Annotated in this window: 13 protein-coding genes, 3 tRNA genes and 1 pseudogene; 7 read left to right on the top strand and 10 right to left on the bottom strand. The window is 73.7% G+C overall.

The window, feature by feature from the left end; genetic code table 11:
* From ACFWMZ_RS27090 to ACFWMZ_RS27060, 7 genes and pseudogenes are all read right to left on the bottom strand, one after another.
* Window positions 1–216, bottom strand: a pseudogene (locus ACFWMZ_RS27090) (hypothetical protein); the annotation flags it as partial.
* A gap of 31 nt (window positions 217–247) precedes the next feature.
* Entirely contained in the window at window positions 248–1,462 is a 1,215-nt protein-coding gene (locus ACFWMZ_RS27085; RefSeq protein ID WP_383174222.1) for an MFS transporter, read from the bottom strand.
* A 124-nt stretch (window positions 1,463–1,586) separates the two neighbouring features.
* Window positions 1,587–2,336, bottom strand: coding sequence for an SDR family oxidoreductase (locus ACFWMZ_RS27080; protein WP_383174219.1), 750 nt, complete (start codon window positions 2,334–2,336; stop codon window positions 1,587–1,589).
* A 173-nt stretch (window positions 2,337–2,509) separates the two neighbouring features.
* A complete protein-coding gene (locus ACFWMZ_RS27075) occupies window positions 2,510–3,052 on the bottom strand; it encodes a class I SAM-dependent DNA methyltransferase (RefSeq protein WP_383204751.1) in 543 nt (180 codons plus the stop codon).
* 147 nt (window positions 3,053–3,199) lie between these two features.
* Window positions 3,200–3,273 (bottom strand) — tRNA-Ile (locus ACFWMZ_RS27070).
* Between the two features lie 210 nt (window positions 3,274–3,483).
* Window positions 3,484–3,556 (bottom strand) — tRNA-Asn (locus tag ACFWMZ_RS27065).
* Window positions 3,557–3,561: 5 nt separating this feature from the next.
* Window positions 3,562–3,634: transfer RNA gene (locus ACFWMZ_RS27060), tRNA-Asn, on the bottom strand.
* Window positions 3,635–3,806: 172 nt separating this feature from the next.
* On the opposite strand from ACFWMZ_RS27060, the gene ACFWMZ_RS27055 reads away from it, so the two are divergent.
* The 5 genes from ACFWMZ_RS27055 to ACFWMZ_RS27035 all read left to right on the top strand — a co-directional run bounded on the left by ACFWMZ_RS27055 (window position 3,807) and on the right by ACFWMZ_RS27035 (window position 9,860).
* On the top strand, window positions 3,807–4,106 hold the full coding sequence (locus ACFWMZ_RS27055; RefSeq protein ID WP_383173957.1) for a YtxH domain-containing protein: 300 nt from the start codon (window positions 3,807–3,809) through the stop codon (window positions 4,104–4,106).
* 146 nt (window positions 4,107–4,252) lie between these two features.
* Window positions 4,253–5,707, top strand: a complete 1,455-nt coding sequence (locus tag ACFWMZ_RS27050; protein ID WP_383204748.1) for an FGGY family carbohydrate kinase — start codon at window positions 4,253–4,255, stop codon at window positions 5,705–5,707.
* 133 nt (window positions 5,708–5,840) lie between these two features.
* Entirely contained in the window at window positions 5,841–7,574 is a 1,734-nt protein-coding gene (locus ACFWMZ_RS27045) for an ABC transporter ATP-binding protein (RefSeq protein ID WP_383173951.1), read from the top strand.
* A complete protein-coding gene (locus ACFWMZ_RS27040) occupies window positions 7,574–9,490 on the top strand; it encodes an ABC transporter ATP-binding protein (protein WP_383204745.1) in 1,917 nt (638 codons plus the stop codon). Before ACFWMZ_RS27045 ends, ACFWMZ_RS27040 begins: the two co-directional genes overlap by 1 nt.
* A gap of 136 nt (window positions 9,491–9,626) precedes the next feature.
* Window positions 9,627–9,860, top strand: a complete 234-nt coding sequence (locus ACFWMZ_RS27035) for a hypothetical protein (RefSeq protein ID WP_383173945.1) — start codon at window positions 9,627–9,629, stop codon at window positions 9,858–9,860.
* Between the two features lie 21 nt (window positions 9,861–9,881).
* Here ACFWMZ_RS27035 and ACFWMZ_RS27030 read toward each other — a convergent pair whose 3' ends face one another.
* From ACFWMZ_RS27030 to ACFWMZ_RS27020, 3 genes are all read right to left on the bottom strand, one after another.
* On the bottom strand, window positions 9,882–10,976 hold the full coding sequence (locus ACFWMZ_RS27030; protein ID WP_383204741.1) for an RNA polymerase sigma factor: 1,095 nt from the start codon (window positions 10,974–10,976) through the stop codon (window positions 9,882–9,884).
* 341 nt (window positions 10,977–11,317) lie between these two features.
* Window positions 11,318–13,222, bottom strand: coding sequence for a DNA primase (gene dnaG / locus ACFWMZ_RS27025; RefSeq protein WP_383183437.1), 1,905 nt, complete (start codon window positions 13,220–13,222; stop codon window positions 11,318–11,320).
* Window positions 13,223–13,342: 120 nt separating this feature from the next.
* A complete protein-coding gene (locus tag ACFWMZ_RS27020) occupies window positions 13,343–14,605 on the bottom strand; it encodes an NAD(P)/FAD-dependent oxidoreductase (RefSeq protein ID WP_383183435.1) in 1,263 nt (420 codons plus the stop codon).
* 446 nt (window positions 14,606–15,051) lie between these two features.
* Between ACFWMZ_RS27020 and ACFWMZ_RS27015 the strand changes: the two genes are divergently transcribed.
* Both ACFWMZ_RS27015 and ACFWMZ_RS27010 read left to right on the top strand, forming a co-directional pair.
* Window positions 15,052–16,899 carry an ATP-binding protein gene (locus ACFWMZ_RS27015; protein ID WP_383183433.1) on the top strand — a complete coding sequence of 616 codons (1,848 nt, stop codon included), beginning with the start codon at window positions 15,052–15,054 and terminating at the stop codon, window positions 16,897–16,899.
* Complete coding sequence (locus ACFWMZ_RS27010) at window positions 16,896–17,585, top strand: response regulator (protein WP_383183431.1); 690 nt, start codon at window positions 16,896–16,898, stop codon at window positions 17,583–17,585. The genes ACFWMZ_RS27015 and ACFWMZ_RS27010 overlap by 4 nt, the downstream gene beginning before the upstream one ends.
* Window positions 17,586–17,665: the final 80 nt, after the last annotated feature.

The following is a 17,665-nucleotide window of genomic DNA, read 5'->3' as shown; positions in this document are numbered from 1 at the left end:
TACGTCCAGTACGAGGGAGATCCGGGCGCACGCCGAGAGCACGCACCAGACGCCGCAGGCTCTTCCACGAAGATCCGCCGGACAGGGCCTAGGCGTCTCGGTGACGGAGGCCCCCGGGAGGTGCCGGTGCAGACGGCAGGCGTGCTCGGCGAGGTTGCGCTCTGCCGCCGCGAGCAGGGCGGCCCGTTTCGGCGGGACAGGGGGAGTCTCGGTCATGGTCCGCCGTCCCATCACGCCGGCGCCGGACTCAGGGCGGAGGCCGCCGTCCCTGGAGCACCCCCGCCAGCAGGAGGACGAGCACCCCCGCGAAGGGGACCGTCAGCAGGCCCACGCGGAGGCCGGCCGCGTCGGCGACCAGGCCGACGACCGGCGGCGAGAGCAGGAAACCGAGCCGCATCAGCCAGGAGACCAGGGCGAGACCGGTACCGGGCTTGAGGCCCGGCAGTTCGTCGGCCTCGTGCATCGCCGCCGGGACGAGCGTCGCCACGCCGAACCCGGCCGCGGCGAAGCCGAGGATGGTGCCGGGCACGGTGGGGACGGCGAGGGCGAGCCCCATGCCGACCGCGGTGACGATCCCTCCGGCGCGGGCCACCGCGCGCTGCCCGAACCGGTCGACCAGTCGGTCCCCGATCAGGCGGCCGACGAACTGGGCCCCGACCAGCGCGATGAAGCCGGAGGCGGCCAGGGTCACCGAGGCGTCCAGCGAGCCGGAGAGGTAGAGGGCGGCCCAGGAGTTGCCCGCGTCCTCGACGAGGGTGCCCGCCGTGGCGATGAGGACGAGTGCGGCCAGCACCCACGCCGTGCGGCGGCCCGGTGTGACGGCCTTCGCCGGTGACGCGGCAGTGCCGTCGGCCACCGGTTCCGTGACGGGCTCGACATCCGGGCCAGGCAGGCAGAACCGCAGGGCGACGCAGGCGGCGACGGTGAACAGCGCCCCGGAGATCGCCAGATGGCGCTGCGGCGGCAGGTCGAGGGCGATCGCCCCGGCGGCCATGGCTCCGCCGGTGACGGCTCCTATCGACCAGATGGCGTGGAAGGAGTTGATGATGGAGCGCCCGTACCGCCGCTGCACCCGCAGGCCGTGGGCGTTCTGCGCGACATCCGTGACGGCGTCCATCGCCCCGGCGAGGAAGAGCGCCGCCGCGAACAGCGCGACCGTGTCGGCGAACCCCGCGGCGAGGATCCCCGCCGCGGTCAGCAGCGTCCCGGCCACCGCCGCCCGCGCCGAGCCCAGCCGCCGGATGACCACCCCGGCCGCCAGCCCCGCCGCGACGGCGCCCGCCGGGAAGGCGGCGACCGCCAGCCCGTACCCCGCGTTGCCGATGCCGAGGGCCTCCTTGATCTGCGGGTACCGCGGCAGGAGGTTGGCGAACAGGGCGCCGTTGGTGAAGAAGAGCACGGCGACGGCCACCCGGGCCCGCCGGTCGGCCCGGGCGGGCCGGGTCGCTGCGTCGACAGTCATGCGCGGGAGCCTATAGCCGGGAGTGTACGAACGTACACTCCGTCGATTACGGGCGTCACCGGGGCAGACCGGCGCTTCACGGAGGGCGGACCGGCGTACGGGGGCGCGGTCGGCGGACCGTCCGTCAGACGATGCCGCCGTTGGCGCGGAGCACCTGGCCGTTGACCCAGTGCCCCGCCGGAGAGGCGAGGAAGGCCACCACCTCGGCGATGTCCTCCGGCGTGCCGAGGCGTTCCAGCGGGGGCTGCGCCGCCAGCCGCGCGACGGTCTCCTCGTCCTTCCCGTCGAGGAACAGGTCGGTCGCGGTCGGGCCCGGGGCGACCGCGTTGACCGTGATGTTCCGGCCGCGCAGCTCGCGGGCGAGCACCAGCGTCAGCGCCTCGACCGCGCCCTTGCTCGCGCTGTACGCGCCGTATCCCGGGAAGGCCAGGCCCACCACGGAGGTGGAGAAGGTGACGAGGGCGCCGCCGTCGCGGAGCGTCCTGGCCGCCTGCCGGGCCACCACGAAGGTACCGCGCACGTTGGTCCGCAGCACCGCGTCCAGGTCCGCCAGTTCCAGTTCCGCGACGGGCGCCAGACGCATGAGCCCGGCCGCGTTCACCACGACGTCGACCCCGCCGAACTCCGCATCGGCAGTGGCGAACAACGACGCCACCTGCACTTCTTCGGCGACGTCCGCCCGGGCGGCGACCGCCTGGCCACCCGCGGTGGTGACCTCCTCGACGGCACGCTCCGCCAGTTCGCGGTTGCCCGCGTACCCCACGACGACCGCGAATCCGTCCGCGGCCAGCCGGCGCACCGCCTCGCGGCCGATGCCCCGCGAACCACCGGTGACGACGGCGACGCGGCCGCGCGCGTGCTCCTGAGACGACATGGAAGCTCCTCGACGATCGGAAGGGACGGCCGTCATTGTCCGCTTCCGAACCCCTGGCGGGGCGGAGACACCCGGCGACCCGGCGCGGCGGGGTCCTGGCGGACCCTGGCCCTGGCCCGCAACTCCCTGCCCTCCCACAGCACCGCGGCCGAGGGCGGCTGGCGCAGGGGTGTTCACGGCCGACGGTGCACCGAGACCGCGTACGCGCCGCCGGAGTAGGGGTCCCGGGACCAGGTCGCGTACCGCGCCTCGGGGGCGAGCCCCGCGGCCGAGCAGTGCGCGTCGTAGTCGTCCAGGGTGTAGCCGCGGTCCAGCGAGAACCCCGCGACCAGCCGGCCTTCCGGCCGCACGTGCGCGGCCACCCCGGCGACCAGGGCGGCTTCCGTCCCCGGCGGGGTGAACAAGGGGACGTTGCCCGCCATCACCACCACGTCGAAGGAGCTTCCCAGGTCGAGCCCGGCCAGGTCGCTCCGGTGCCAGGCGACGCCGGGCGCGAGGCGGCGGGCGGTGGCCAGCATCGACGCGTCGAGGTCCACCCCGACCACGTCGATCCCGTGGCGGGCGAGCTCGATCGCCACCCTGCCCGTCCCGCACCCCGCGTCGAGGACACTGCCCGGCCCCAGGGATCGCACCAGGGCCGCCTCACCATGCACGTCCCCGCCCTCGGCGGCGATGTCGTCGAACCGGGCTTGATACGCGTCGCCGTTCCACACCATGCGGGAGACTCTGGCACACACCGCCCGCCCGGCTCCGGCGCCCCCGGTCACCGGCGGACGCCCCCGAAGAGACGGAAAAGGCCCCCGCCGCGGCGGGGGCCTGAGAGTTCTCGCGGGTCGCGAGGGTGGACCTGGAAGGTCACCCGGTGGGGCGGGTGGGACTCGAACCCACGACCGACGGATTATGAGTCCGCTGCTCTAACCGGCTGAGCTACCGCCCCGTAGCGGCGTGTCGCGTACATGTGTACGTGCCGTCTGCCGCAGCATAGCCGCTCATACGATCTGCTGCCCCGGCTGGTCGGCCATGCCTGATCTTGAGGACTCCGCGGGGGCGTGTGCGGTTCCACGAACGGGGCAGACGGACCGCACATGGACGCGGACAGGACGCCGAGCGCACGAAAAAGGACCCCCGAGGGGGCCCTCTCCGCTTGCTCTCCCGACTGGACTCGAACCAGTAACCTGCCGGTTAACAGCCGGCTGCTCTGCCAATTGAGCTACAGGAGATCGAGCTCCCCCGACTGGACTCGAACCAGTAACCTGCCGGTTAACAGCCGGCTGCTCTGCCAATTGAGCTACAGGGGAATGCTGCGCCGCCTCGAACGTGCCCACCCGCGGAGTGCTCCGAAGGGCGCTCGTTCGCTGCGACACATACATTAGCGCAAGCAGGGGGGTGCTTCGCCAATCGGTACCGGGCGGAGCCTCGGACCTGCCGCTGCGCTCGGCAGAACCGACCACTACGGAAGGGTGGCAGTTGATGCGCTACCGGCTCACCTTCGTCGCCGGAGCGGCCCTGGGCTACGTGCTCGGGAGCCGCGCGGGCCGCGAGCGGTACGAACAGTTGAGGAAGTGCGCGGAGCGCCTGGCGCGGAACCCGGCGGTGCGCAACGCCGCCGAGAGCGCCGCCCAGCAGGGGCGCGGCCTGGCCGACAAGGCGTACCACTCGGTGAGCGACCGGGTCGGCGACCACGTCCCGGCGCCGGTCGCCGAGCGGGTGCGGTCGCTGCGGGAGCGCGGGCCCTCCTCGCGTGACGACTGGGGCACCGGGAACGTCTGAGACCGGACCCGACGGCCGGCCCTGCGCGGGCCCGGCCGCCCCATGAGCGCCCCGCGCGAGATCCCCGCCACAGCGCGGGCGGCCCGCGCGGAACCCAGGGCGCCCCGTCCCGACGGGGCGCCCTCGGCGTGCGGCAGAATCGTCGTATGGGGATAGTCGCCGGGCTGGACAGTTCGTCCGCATTCACGCGCATGGTCGTCTGCGACACCGAGACGGGTGCCGTGCTGCGGCAGGGGTACGCGCCGCACCCGAGGGAGGGGGAGGGCGCGGTCTCGGACGTCGATCCGCAGAGCTGGCTGCTCTCGCTCGGCGAGGCCGCGGCCGGCGGGTTGCTGGAGGGCGTCGAGGCCATCGGGGTCTCCGCCCAGCAGAACGGCCTGGTCCCGCTGGACGCGCAGGGCACGGGCGTCCGCCCCGCCATGGTCGGCGGCGACAAGCGGGCGCAGGTCGCCGCGGCCGATCTGACCGACGCCCTCGGCGGGCGCGAGGCGTGGGTGCGCGCGGTCGGCAGCGTGCCGCAGCCCGCCCAGCCGGTCGCCAAGCTGCGCTGGCTGGCGAAGAACGAACCGGAGAACGCCGCCCGTACCGCGGCCCTGCTCCAGGCCCACGACTGGCTGGTCTGGCAGTTGCTGGGCAGGCCCGCCCGCCGCACCACGGACCGGGGCGGTGCCTCGGGCACCGGCTACTGGTCGGCGGCGACGGGGGAGTACCGCCCCGATCTGGTGGAGCTGGCGCTCGGCCACCGGGCGGTGCTGCCGGAGGTGATCGGTCCGGCCGAGGCGGCGGGGACGACGCCGGAGGGGCTGCTGATCTCGGCGGGTACCGGCGAGACGATGGCGGCCGCCTTCGGCCTCGGCGTCGGCCACGGCGACGCGGTGGTCTCGCTGGGCGCCTCCGGTTCCGTCATGGCCGTGCACCACGAGGCGCCCTTCGACCCGGACGGCCTGATCACCTCCTACGCGGACGCCACCGGCATGCACCTCCCGGTGGTCCACACGCTCAACGCGGTACGGGCCCTGCGCGGCACCGCCGACCTGCTCGGCGTCGACCTGCCGGAACTGTCGCGGCTGGCCATGGAGTCGACGCCCGGCTCGCACGGGCTGGTGCTCCTGCCGTACCTGGAGGGCGAGCGGACGCCGCGGCTGCCGCACACCGCCGGGACGCTGAGCGGGCTGCGGCGCGAGTCGATGAAGCGCGAACACCTGGCGCGGGCCGCCTTCGAGGGCATGCTCTGCTCGCTGGCCGACGCACTCGACGTGCTGCGCCGCCGGGGCGTGGAGATCCGCCGGGTCTTCCTGCTGGGCGCGGCCGCCGACCTCCCGGCGGTCCGGGCCGCCGCACCGATGGTCTTCGGCGCCCCGGTCATGGTCCCGGAGGCGGCGGACTACGCGGCGCTGGGCGCGGCCCGCCAGGCGGCCTGGGCCCTCGGCGTCGAGCGCGGCACCCTGGACCGCTCGGCCCCGCCGATGTGGGGCGGCGCCGCCGGCCAGCTCTTCGAGCCGGGCGACGGACTGCCGGTCGGCCAGGCCGTGCGCCAGCAGTACACGGCGGTGCGGGACCAGACGCACCCGGACGCGTTCGGCGCCGCTCCGCACTCCTGACCTGCGGTGGGGAGGCTCCCGGGCGGCGTGCGCCCGGGAGTCTTGACCCAGGCTTGGACAAAACCGGTGGGTTCCGGCGGCCGGGTGGCGCAGGATGGGGGCGCATCCCGTACGGCCGATCCGGAAGAGACCTGTGCTCATACGACTCCTGCGGACGTATCTGCGTCCGTACAAGAAACCCATCGCGCTGGTGGTGGTGCTGCAACTCCTCCAGACCTGCGCGGCGTTGTACCTGCCCTCGCTCAACGCGGACATCATCGACCGGGGCGTCGTACGCGGCGACACGGGCACGATCCTCGGGCTCGGCGCCGTCATGATCGCGGTGACCCTGGTGCAGATGGCGGGCAACATCGGCGCCGTCTACTACGGCGCCCGGACCGCCGCCGCCCTCGGCCGGGACGTGCGGGCGGCCGTCTTCGACCGGGTGCAGTCCTTCTCGGCGCGGGAGTTGAACGGCTTCGGGGCGCCCTCGCTGATCACCCGCACCACCAATGACGTGCAGCAGGTCCAGATGCTGGCGCTGATGACCTTCACGCTGATGGTGACGGCGCCCATCATGTGCGTCGGCGGCGTGATCATGGCGCTGGGCCAGGACGTGCCGCTCTCCGGAGTGCTGCTGGCGGTGCTGCCCGTGATGGGCCTGTCGGTCGGCCTGGTCGTGTGGCGGCTGCGGCCGCTCTTCCGCTCCATGCAGAAGCGGCTCGACACCGTCAACCGGGTGCTGCGCGAACAGATCACCGGCAACCGCGTCATCCGCGCCTTCGTCCGCGACCGGTACGAGACCGAGCGGTTCGGCCGGGCCAACACCGAGCTGACCGAGGTCTCCCTCGGCACCGGCCGGCTGATGGCGCTGATGTTCCCGCTGGTGATGCTGGTGGTGAACCTGTCGTCGGTGGCGGTGGTGTGGTTCGGCGCGCACCGGATCGACAGCGGGGCCATGGAGATCGGCTCGCTGACGGCCTTCCTCGCGTACCTCATGCAGATCGTGATGTCCGTGATGATGGCCACCTTCATGTTCATGATGGTGCCGCGCGCCGAGGTGTGCGCCGAGCGCATCCAGGAGGTGCTGGGGACCAGCAGCAGCGTCGTCCCGCCCACCGAGCCGGTCCGGGAGCTGGACCGGCAGGGCACGCTGGAGATGCGCGGCGCCGGGTTCCGCTACCCGGGCGCCGAGGAGTGGGTGCTGCGCGACGTGGAGCTCTACGCCGGTCCCGGCGAGACCACCGCCGTCATCGGGTCGACCGGTTCCGGCAAGACCACCCTGCTCGGGCTCGCCGCCCGGCTGATCGACCCGGTCGAGGGCGAGGTGCTGGTCGACGGCGTCGACATCCGCCGCATCGACCCGGCCGTGCTGGCCCGGACCGTCGGCCTCGTGCCGCAGAAGCCGTACCTCTTCTCCGGCACCGTGGCGAGCAACCTGCGCTACGGCAACCCGGAGGCGAGCGACGAGGAGCTGTGGCACGCGCTGGAGGTGGCCCAGGCCAAGGAGTTCGTGGAGCGGCTGGAGGGCGGGCTGGACGCGCCCGTCTCGCAGGGCGGCACCAACGTCTCCGGCGGCCAGCGGCAGCGGCTCGCCATCGCCCGCACCCTGGTGCAGCGACCGGAGATCTACCTCTTCGACGACTCGTTCTCGGCGCTCGACTACGCGACCGACGCGGCGCTGCGGGCCGCCCTGCGCGAGGAGACGGCCGCGGCGGGCGTGGTGATCGTCGCCCAGCGGGTGTCGACCATTCGCGACGCCGACCGGATCGTCGTCCTCGACGAGGGCCGGGTGGTGGCCGTCGGCCGCCACCACGAGCTGATGGAGCGGGACGAGACCTACCGGGAGATCGTGCTCTCCCAGCTGACGGAAGCGGAGGCCGCGTGATGGCGGGTCCGATGGGCGCGGGAGCGCCGGGACAGCGGTCGATGGACTTCAAGAACTCGGGGAAGCGGCTGCTGGGCCAGTTCCGCCCCGAGAAGGCCACCATGTGGGCGATGGTCGTCGCGGGCCTCTTCAGCGTGGCGCTCTCCGTGACCGGCCCGAAGATCCTCGGCTGGGCCACCGACCTGGTCTTCGCGGGGATCGTCGGCCGTGACATGCCGGCCGGGGCCACCCGCGAGCAGGTGCTGGAGGGCATGCGGGAACGCGGCGACGACGGCGTGGCCGACATGCTGTCCGGGACCGATTTCACGCCGGGCCAGGGCATCGACTTCGGCGCGGTCGGCGAGGTGCTGCTGGCGGCGCTCGGGGTCTTCCTCCTGGCCAGTGCCCTGATGGCGGTCTCGGCGCGGCTGTCGAACCGGGCGATCAACCGCACCGCCTTCCGGATGCGCCGTGACGTGCAGGCGAAGCTGGGGCGCCTCCCGCTCTCCTACTTCGACCAGCGCCAGCGCGGCGAGGTGCTGAGCCGCGCCACCAACGACATCGACAACATCGGCCAGACCCTCCAGCAGACGATGGGCCAGGTGGTCAACTCGCTGCTGACCGTCATCGGCGTGCTGATCATGATGTTCTGGATATCGCCGCTGCTCGCCCTGGTGGCGCTGGTGACGGTGCCGCTGTCGTTCGTCGTCGCCACCCGGGTGGGCAAGCGCTCCCAGCCGCACTTCGTCAGCCAGTGGTCCACGACCGGCTCGCTCAACGCGCACATCGAGGAGATGTACACCGGGCACAGCCTGGTCAAGGTCTTCGGCCGGCAGGAGCAGTCGGCGGCGCGGTTCGCCGAGGAGAACGAGGCGCTCTACCAGGCCGGGTTCAAGGCGCAGTTCACCAGCGGCATCATGCAGCCGCTGATGATGTTCGTCTCCAACTTCAACTACGTGCTGGTCGCCGTGGTCGGCGGTCTGCGGGTGGCCTCGGGCGCCCTGTCCATCGGCGACGTGCAGGCGTTCATCCAGTACTCCCGGCAGTTCTCGATGCCGCTGACGCAGATCGCCTCGATGGCCAACCTGGTGCAGTCCGGGGTCGCCTCGGCCGAGCGCGTCTTCGAACTCCTCGACGCCGACGAGCAGGACCCCGACCCGGTCCCCGGCGCCCGCCTGGAGAAGCCGCTCGGCCGCGTCGCCCTGGAGAAGGTCTCCTTCCGCTACGAGCCGGACCGCCCGCTGATCGAGAACCTCTCCCTGACCGTCGAGCCGGGCCGCACGGTGGCCATCGTCGGCCCGACCGGCGCGGGAAAGACCACCCTGGTCAACCTGCTGATGCGGTTCTACGAGGTGACCGGCGGCCGGATCACCCTGGACGGCGTCGACGTGGCTGCCATGGCCCGCGAGGAGCTGCGCTCCCGGATCGGCATGGTCCTCCAGGACACCTGGCTGTTCGGCGGCACCATCGCGGAGAACATCGCCTACGGCGCCTCCCGCGAGGTGACGCGCGAGGAGGTCGAGGAGGCGGCCCGCGCCGCCCACGCCGACCGCTTCGTCCGCACGCTCCCCGACGGCTACGACACCGTCCTGGACGACGAGGGCAGCGGTGTCAGCGCCGGTGAGAAGCAGCTCATCACCATCGCGCGGGCCTTCCTCTCCGATCCGGTGATCCTCGTCCTGGACGAGGCCACCAGTTCCGTGGACACCCGCACCGAGGTGCTGATCCAGCAGGCCATGGCCCGGCTGGCGCACGGCCGCACCTCGTTCGTGATCGCCCACCGGCTCTCCACGATCCGGGACGCCGACACGATCCTGGTGATGGAGGACGGGGCCATCGTCGAGCAGGGCTCGCACACCGAACTGCTCGCCGACGAGGGCGCGTACGCGCGCCTGTACGCGGCCCAGTTCGCCCAGGCGGCCGTCGAGGTCGACTGAGAGCACCGCGGGGCGCACGGGCGCCGGCGCGGAGAGGGATGCGGTCCCCGGGGGCCGTCGGGCGTGGTCGGCCCGGCGGCCCCCGTGGCATGCTGGAACCGCCGTCCATCACAGGAAACGACAAGAGAACGAGCAGGTGGGGGAGTTGGCGGAGAAGCCGCAGGAGTCGCAGGAACCGGGGACGCCGGGCGCGCGGGACGAGAGCGACGAGGAGAGCACGGCCATCGCCCGGTACTTGCCGATCGGCCTGTCGCTCGGTCTGGCGCTGGGCCTGCTGGCCGACCAGTTGGCGCTCGGGCTGTCGCTCGGCCTGACGCTGGGCGTCGCGCTGGGCGCGGTGATCGACGCGCGTCGGCGCGCCCAGCAGTGAGCCGGGGACCGCGCCCGCCGGTCAGTCGAGGTAGCCGCGCAACTGCCCGGCGGCGGTGTGCTCGCGGAGTCTTCGCAGCGTCTTCGACTCGATCTGGCGGACCCGCTCGCGGGTGACGCCGAAGAGGCGGCCGATCTCCTCCAGGGTGCGCGGCCGCCCGTCGTCGAACCCGTACCGCAACTGCACCACCTGGCGCTCGCGGTCGCCGAGGGTGGCGAGGACCGCGTCGAGATGCTGGCGGAGCAGCAGGAGGGCGGCGCTCTCCGCCGGGGAGGCCGCGTCGGCGTCCTCGATGAGGTCGCCGAGGAAGACGTCGTCCTCACCGCCGACCGGCGCGTGCAGGGAGACTGGTTCGCGGGCCAGCCGCAGCACCTCCTCGACCTTCTCGGCGGTCAGTCCGAGCCGGTCGCCGACCTCTTCGGCGGCCGGTTCCCGGCCCGCCTCCTGGAGCAGCGCGCGCTGGGTGCGGACGACCCGGTTGATGAGTTCCACGACGTGCACCGGGACGCGGATGGTGCGGGCCTGGTCGGCGAGGGCGCGCGACATCGCCTGGCGTATCCACCAGGTCGCGTACGTGGAGAACTTGAAGCCCCGGGTGTAGTCGAACTTCTCCACCGCCCGGATCAGCCCGAGGTTGCCCTCCTGCACCAGGTCGAGCATGGTCAGGCCCCGGCCCGTGTACCGCTTGGCCACCGAGACGACGAGCCGCAGATTGGCCTCGATGAGCCGCCCCTTGGCCCGCTCCCCGAGGACGACGAGCCGCCCCAGATCACCCGCCAGCACCTGGTCCGTGCAACCGCCTCCCGCCAGCTTCTCCGCGGCGAACACCCCCGCCTCGATCCGCCGTGCCAGCTCCACCTCGTCGGCCGCTGACAGCAGCGGGATGCGCCCGATCTCCCGCAGGTACTGCCGGAAGAGGTCGGGGGCGGCGGCTCCGCCCGGCTCGGGCCCGGCCGGGGCCCGCTGAGCCGCACTCTGCGGCCCGGTACCGGCGGGCCCACCCGGCCCCGAGGTGCCGGCCGGGCTCCGCTGCGGCGCCCTGCGCGGGACGGGCACGGCGGAGGCGAGCGCCGCGGTCGATGCGGCGGTGGCGGGGCGCGGGGTCCTGGTCTGCACGGGGATGACCTCCCGGGTGATCGCGAGGCGGATCGGGGGTGGTGCGTGCGGAGCGCGGTGACTGCGAAGCGGTGCCGGAAACGCGGCCCGCCCAAGGGCGCGCCGCACCAGTGTGAGGCACACCACGCCCCCACCACGAGAGTGCGTCCCCACTTTTCCCACCCGCCTGCCCCGCCCACCCCGGACAGGGCCCCACCCGACAAGCCGGCTTCGGGAGTCAAAGGGGCGCGTCGTTGTCGAGACACCCGTCGCGCACAGGGAGCGCAGCGGACGCGCACGTCGGGTGGCTCGACAACGACATGTGGCGCCCCGGCGGCGAGCGGAGCTCCAAAAAAGAGGCGCTACAGCGCCTCGGCGCCGTTGTTGCGCAGGCTTCGGTCGTACTGCTGGAGGACCCACAACTCGTTCTGCACGGAGGCCAGTTGCTGCGGGTCGCCCTGGGCGGCGACCCGGGTGAAGGTGCCCTGGAGGTCGTGGATGCGGCGTTCGACGGCGCGGAGGCGGACCTTGACCAGCTGCTCCCCGGCATAGACCTCGTCGACGGTGCGGCGGCGGATCGCTTCGACGGCCAGTTCGGTGACCATGGCGCGGACCGTGTCGTCGGGGGCGGCCTCGCGGACCCGGGTGAGGTAGTCGATGCCGAGGTCGGCGCCGAGTTCCGCGCCGCCCGCCTCCTCGATGGCTTCGCGGACGGCTGCGTAGGGGGCGGCGGTGAACTCGTCGGAGCCGTAGGCGTCGAAGGCGGGGGAGACGAGTTCCGGGCGCTGGAGGGCGAGCTTCAGCAGTTCGCGTTCGGTGGTGAAGGCGGGGCTGCGGAGGTTGAGGGCGGGGCCGCTGAAGCGGGGCGCGCTGGTCTCGATCGCCTGGCCGGGGCCGCCGGGGCGGCGCGGCGCGGGGCCGGCGTCGGAGCCGCGGTCGCGGGCCCAGCGGGCGAGCTGGGCGACGCGGCGGACGACGAACTGGGTGTCGAGGATGCCGAGCATCCCGGCGAGCTGGACGGCCACCTCGTGCTGGGAGGAGCTGGACTTGATGCGGGCGACGACGGGCGCGGCCTCGTCCAGGGCGGCGGCGCGGCCCGCCGGGGTCTCCAGGTCGTACCGGGAGACGATCTGGCGCAGTGCGAACTCGAAGAGCGGGGTGCGGGGCTCGACCAGGTCGGCGATGGCGTCGTCGCCCTTGGCCAGTCGCAGGTCGCAGGGGTCCATGCCGTCGGGGGCGATGGCGATGTAGGTCTCGGCGGCGAACTTCTGGTCGTCCTCGAAGGCGCGCAGGGCGGCCTTCTGCCCGGCGGCGTCGCCGTCGAAGGTGAAGATCACGCGGGCGCTGCCGTTGTCCATCAGGAGCCTGCGGAGGATCTTGATGTGGTCCTGGCCGAAGGAGGTGCCGCAGGTGGCGACGGCGGTGGTGATCCCGGCGAGGTGGCAGGCCATGACGTCGGTGTATCCCTCGACCACCACGGCGCGGCTCGCCTTGGCGATGTCCTTCTTGGCGAGGTCGATGCCGTAGAGGACCTGCGACTTGCGGTAGACCGGGGTCTCGGGGGTGTTGAGGTACTTGGGACCGTTGTCGTCCTCGCGCAGGCGGCGGGCGCCGAAGCCGACGACCTCGCCGCCGATGTCGCGGATGGGCCACATCAGGCGGCCCCGGAAGCGGTCGACGGGGCCGCGGCGGCCGTCCTGGGCGAGGCCGGAGGTGATGAGCTCCTTGTCGGTGAAGCCCTGGCCGCGCAGGTAGCGGGTGAGGTGGTCCCAGCCGACGGGGCTGTAGCCGATGCCGAAGTGGGTGGCGGATGCCTGGTCGAAACCCCGCTCGGCGAGGAAGCGGCGGCCGATCTCGGCCTCGGGGCCTTCGAGCTGCCCGGCGTAGTACTCGGCGGCGGCCTTGTGCGCCTCGATCAGCCGGATGCGCTCGCCGCGCTGGTGGGAGGGGTTGTACCCGCCCTCCTCGTACCGCAGGGTGATGCCGGCCTTGGCGGCGAGGCGTTCGACGGCCTCGGAGAACGTGAGGTGATCGACCTTCCGTACGAAGGTGATCGTGTCGCCGCCCTCCTGGCAGCCGAAGCAGTGGAAGAGGCCCTTGGCCGGGCTGACCTGGAACGACGGGGACTTCTCGTCGTGGAAGGGGCAGAGCCCCTTGAGGTTTCCGCCGCCCGCGTTGCGCAGCGACAGGTACTCGGACACCACGGCGTCGATCGGGACCGCGTCCCGGACCGCCTTCACGTCCTCGTCATTGATCCTGCCTGCCACGCGGAAAGTCTACGGCCGCCGGGGCGCTGGTCCGGCGGCCGGTCTCCCTCCGGCTCCCCGCCGCCGGAGACCGGCGGGATCGGGAAGCGGAGGGGAGCGGAGTCGCGGACCCGTGCGGCGTCAGGCCGCGAGGCTCTCCAGCGGCACCGAGGGATCGGCCAGCGCGTCGGCGTCGACCTCCTCGCCGCTGCGGACCAGCCGCTGGATCTTCTCCGTGACGTCCCACACATTGACGTTCATCCCGGCCAGCACCCGGCCCTCGGCGAGCCAGAAGGCGATGAACCGGCGACGGCCGACGTCACCCCGGATCACCACCTGGTCGTACGTGCCGGGCGGCGCGTAGCCGGAGTACTCCAGGCCGACGTCGTACTGGTCGGAGAAGAAGTACGGCACGCGGTCGTAGCGGACGATGCGGCCGAGCATGGCGCGGGCGGCGGCGGCGCCGCCGTTGAGGGCGTTGGCCCAGTGCTCGACGCGCAGGCGGGTGTCGAGGAGCGGGTGGTGGGCCGCGGCGACGTCCCCGGCCGCGTAGATGTCCGGGTCGGAGGTGCGCAGCGAGGCGTCGACGGCGATCCCGCCGCCGTGCTCGCGGTCGACCAGGGCGAGCCCGGCGGCCTCGGCGAGCGCGGTGCGGGGCGCGGCGCCGACGGCGGCGAGGACGTCGTGGGCGGGGTGCTCCTCGCCGTCGTCGGTGTGCGCGGCCAGGACCACCCCGTCCTGGCCGCTGATGCCGGTGAGGCGGGCGCCGAAGTGGAAGCGGACCCCGTGGTCGCCGTGGAGCTCGGCGAAGACCTGGCCGAGCTCCGGGCCGAGCACGCTGTGCAGCGGCGTCGGCTCGGCCTCCACGACGGTGACCTCGGCGCCGTAGCCGCGCGCGGCGGCCGCCACCTCCAGGCCGATCCAGCCGCCGCCCGCGATCACCAGGTGGCCGTTGTCCCGGCCGAGCGCGGTGAGGACCTGGCGGAGCCGGTCGGCGTGGGCGAGGCGGCGCAGGTGGTGGACGCCGACCAGGTCGGTGCCCGGGACGTCGAGGCGGCGCGGCTCGGCGCCGGTGGCCAGCAGCAGCTTGTCGTACTTCAGGACGGTGCCGTCGCCGAGCCGGAGCGTGCGCGCCTCGCGGTCGAGGGCGACGGCGGGCTGGCCGAGGTGGAGCTCGATGTGGTGGCGCGCGTACCAGGAGGGTTCGTGGACGAAGACGCTGTCCCGCTCGTCCTTGCCGGTCAGATAGCCCTTGGAGAGCGCGGGCCGTTCGTAGGGCCGGTCGCGTTCGTCGCAGACGAGGATCACCCGGCCTCTGAAGCCTTCCTCGCGGAGGGTTTCGGCCGCCTTGGCCCCGGCCAGTCCTCCTCCGACGATGACGAATGTCTGATCCGCGTCGACCACGTCGAGCCTCCCTGGTTCTTCCTGCCCTGCGGCGCAGGTGCGGTGCTGCCCGCCTCAGCGAGCGTCCCGTACGGAGCGTAATGCGGGAAGAGGGGGTGGCCCGATCGGGCCAACGAGCCGTCACACCGCGTGGTCGGCAAGGGGCTTGGTGCCCCCGGCCGGGCGGGCGGCGGGCGTGGGCCGGACGGTCCTTGCGTGGAGACCGGGTCGGGACGCCGTGGGGTTGCGGTGGCGGGTCACAATGGTGCGGAGTGTATGGGTCCGCGCTGGTGGGAGCGGGGACGCAGGGTGTTCCGGCGGTGGCCGAGGGCGACGGGAGATCCGCGCGCCGGTCCGGCGGGACGAGGCACGGGCCGCGACCGTGACCGGCCGGCCGCGACCAGGGCCCCCGGGGCGTGCGGCCGGGACCGGAGACCGGCGGATTCCGGAGAAGAGGAGGAGGCGCCATGGCGGGACAGCAGGGCTACGACGCCTTCGCGGGCGAGGCCGGAGGAACCACCGGCGGGCCGGGCGACGGGCGGCGCACGGCGACCGACGGCGGCGTCGCGGCGGCCCCGGAGACGCCGGCGCCCGAGGCGGCCGCGCGCCGCCCCCGTCTACGCCCTCTGCGCGCCCCGCGCCGCATGGCCTCGCAGGTGCTGCTGGTCCAGCTCGTCATCGCCGTAGGCGTGACCGCCCTGGCCACGGCGCTCTTCCTCGCCCCGCTCAGCGACCAGCTCGACGACCAGGCCACCCACCGCGCGCTCGCCGTCGCCCAGGCCGTGGCGAGCGACGAGGACCTCGCGGGCGACCTGCTGCGCTCCGAGCCGGTCCGGGGCAACCCCGTGCAGGAGTCGGCCGAGCGGGTGCGGCGGGCCACCGGCGCCGAGTACGTGGTGGTGCTGGACACCCGCGGCATCCGCTACTCGCACACCTCCCCGGAGCTGATCGGCAGCCGCGTCTCGACCGACCCGTCGCGGGCGCTGGCCGGGCACGACGTGCGGCAGATCGACGTCGGCACCCTCGGCCGTTCGGCGCGCGGCAAGACACCGCTGCGCGACGCCGACGGCACCGTGATCGGCGCCGTCTCGGCCGGCATCCGCTACGAGAGCGTCCGCGACCGGCTGACCGGGGCCGTCCCCCAGGTCGCCGGGTACGCGACGGGCGCGCTCGGCGCCGGTGTCCTCGGAGCGCTCGCCTTCTCCCGCGTGGTCTACCGGCGCACCCGGGGGCTCGCCTTCTCCGACATCGCCGCCCTGCTGGACGAGCGCGAGGCGATGCTCCACTCGATCCGCGAGGGCGTCCTCGCCCTGGACGGGCATGGCAGGGTCCGGCTCGTCAACGACGAGGCGCAGCGGCTGCTCGCGCTCGCCCCGCCGCGTACCGGCGAGCCGTACGGGATCGGCCGCCCGGTGGCGGAGGTGCTCGGCCCCGGGCGGCTCACCTCCATCCTGACCGGCGAGGTCTCCGGCACCGACCTGCTGGCGGTACGCGGCGGCCGGGTCCTGGTGGTCAACCGCATGCCCACCGAGGACGGCGGTGCCGTCGCCACCCTGCGCGACCGCACCGAGCTGGAGACCCTCGGCCGCGAGCTGGACGCCACCCGCGCCCTGCTGGACGCGCTGCGCGCCCAGGACCACGAGCACGCCAACCGGCTGCACACCCTGCTGGGCCTGCTGGAGCTCGGGCTGTACGAGGAGGCCGTCGACTTCGTCACCGAGACGGTCGGTTCCCACCGGGCCACCGCCGAGCAGATCGCCGAGTCGGTGGGCGACCCGCTGCTGGCCGCGCTGCTGGTCGGCAAGGCCACGGTGGCCGCCGAACGCGGGGTAGCGCTGCGGCTCGCCCCCGGCTCCCGGCTCCTCGCCCCGCTGGTCGCGCCGCACGATCTGGTCACCGTCCTCGGCAACCTGGTCGACAACGCCCTGGAGGCGGTCGGCGCGCCGGAGCCGGGCGTGCCCTCCGGCGGCGAGGACCGGTTGGTCGAGGTCGGGCTGCGGGCCCGGGGCCGTACGGCGGTGCTGCGGGTCCGGGACACCGGCGCGGGCGTACCGCCCACCCAGCGGGAGCTGGTCTTCGCCGACGGCTTCTCGACCAAGGAAGCCGGCCCCGGCCGCGGCGGGCGCGGACTGGGCCTCGCCCTGGTCAGGCGCCACGCGGAGCGGTACGGCGGTACGGTCTCGGTGGCCGGGGCCGAGGGCGGCGGCGCCGAGTTCACCGTCGTCCTGCCCGAGGCGCTCGCGGCGCCGGACGGGCCCGTACGCGCCGCGCGGCGGGCCGGCCGGGCGGACCGTCACGAGGAGGAGCGCCGATGATCGAGGTGCTGGTCGTCGACGACGACCCCCGGGTGGCGCGGATCAACGCCGCCTACACCGACCGCGTCCCCGGCTTCCGCACGGCGGGCACGGCCCACACCACCGGTGAGGCGCTGTCCTGGCTGGAGGGCCACCATGCCGACCTCGTGCTCCTGGACCACTACCTGCCGGACGAGAACGGCCTCGGTCTCGTCCGCCGTCTGCGCGCACGTGACTCCCGCACCGACGTGATCATGGTGACCGCCGCCCGCGACGTGGCCACCGTGGAGGCGGCTATGCGGTACGGCGCCCTGCACTATCTGGTCAAGCCGTTCAGCTACAGCGGCCTGCGGGCCAAGCTGGAGGGGTACGCCGTGCTGCGCCGCACCCTCGCCGACGGCCTGGAGGCCGGGCAGGAGCGGGTCGACCGGATCTTCGGCGTGCTGGGCAGCGCCGCCGCCGGGCCGACCGCCCTGCCGAAAGGGCACTCCGCGCAGACCGTGCGGCTGGTGCGGCAGGCGCTGCGGGAGGCCGGGCAGTTGTCGGCGACCGGGACCGCTGACCGGACAGGACTGAGCCGGCAGACCGCGCAGCGCTATCTGAAGCTGCTGGAGCGGTCCGGGCAGGTGGGCCTCAGCCTGCGGTACACGGGGTCGGGGCGGCCGGAGCACGTGTACACGTGGACGGGGACAGACGAGGACGAGTGAGCCCGCCCCGCCGGGCCCGGGGCGTACGGCCCGAAGCCGGGTCCCGCTCACGACGGCGCGCCCCGGTCCACCAGCTGGAC

The sequence above is a fragment of the Streptomyces sp. NPDC058373 genome (assembly GCF_042723275.1).
Classification (GTDB): Bacteria; Actinomycetota; Actinomycetes; order Streptomycetales; family Streptomycetaceae; genus Streptomyces.
Note: the sequence above shows the minus strand (reverse complement) of the source record. Positions and strands in the feature narration are given on the sequence as shown.

Bases quoted from the DNA above. Each gene is read 5' to 3' on its own strand.
- ACFWMZ_RS27085 (WP_383174222.1), bottom strand. From the start codon at position 1,462: ATGACTGTCGACGCAGCGACCCGGCCCGCCCGGGCCGACCGGCGGGCC.
- ACFWMZ_RS27080 (WP_383174219.1), bottom strand. From the start codon at position 2,336: ATGTCGTCTCAGGAGCACGCGCGCGGCCGCGTCGCCGTCGTCACCGGT.
- ACFWMZ_RS27075 (WP_383204751.1), bottom strand. From the start codon at position 3,052: ATGGTGTGGAACGGCGACGCGTATCAAGCCCGGTTCGACGACATCGCC.
- ACFWMZ_RS27055 (WP_383173957.1), top strand. From the start codon at position 3,807: ATGCGCTACCGGCTCACCTTCGTCGCCGGAGCGGCCCTGGGCTACGTG.
- ACFWMZ_RS27050 (WP_383204748.1), top strand. From the start codon at position 4,253: ATGGGGATAGTCGCCGGGCTGGACAGTTCGTCCGCATTCACGCGCATG.
- ACFWMZ_RS27040 (WP_383204745.1), top strand. From the start codon at position 7,574: ATGGCGGGTCCGATGGGCGCGGGAGCGCCGGGACAGCGGTCGATGGAC.
- ACFWMZ_RS27015 (WP_383183433.1), top strand. From the start codon at position 15,052: ATGGCGGGACAGCAGGGCTACGACGCCTTCGCGGGCGAGGCCGGAGGA.
- ACFWMZ_RS27010 (WP_383183431.1), top strand. From the start codon at position 16,896: ATGATCGAGGTGCTGGTCGTCGACGACGACCCCCGGGTGGCGCGGATC.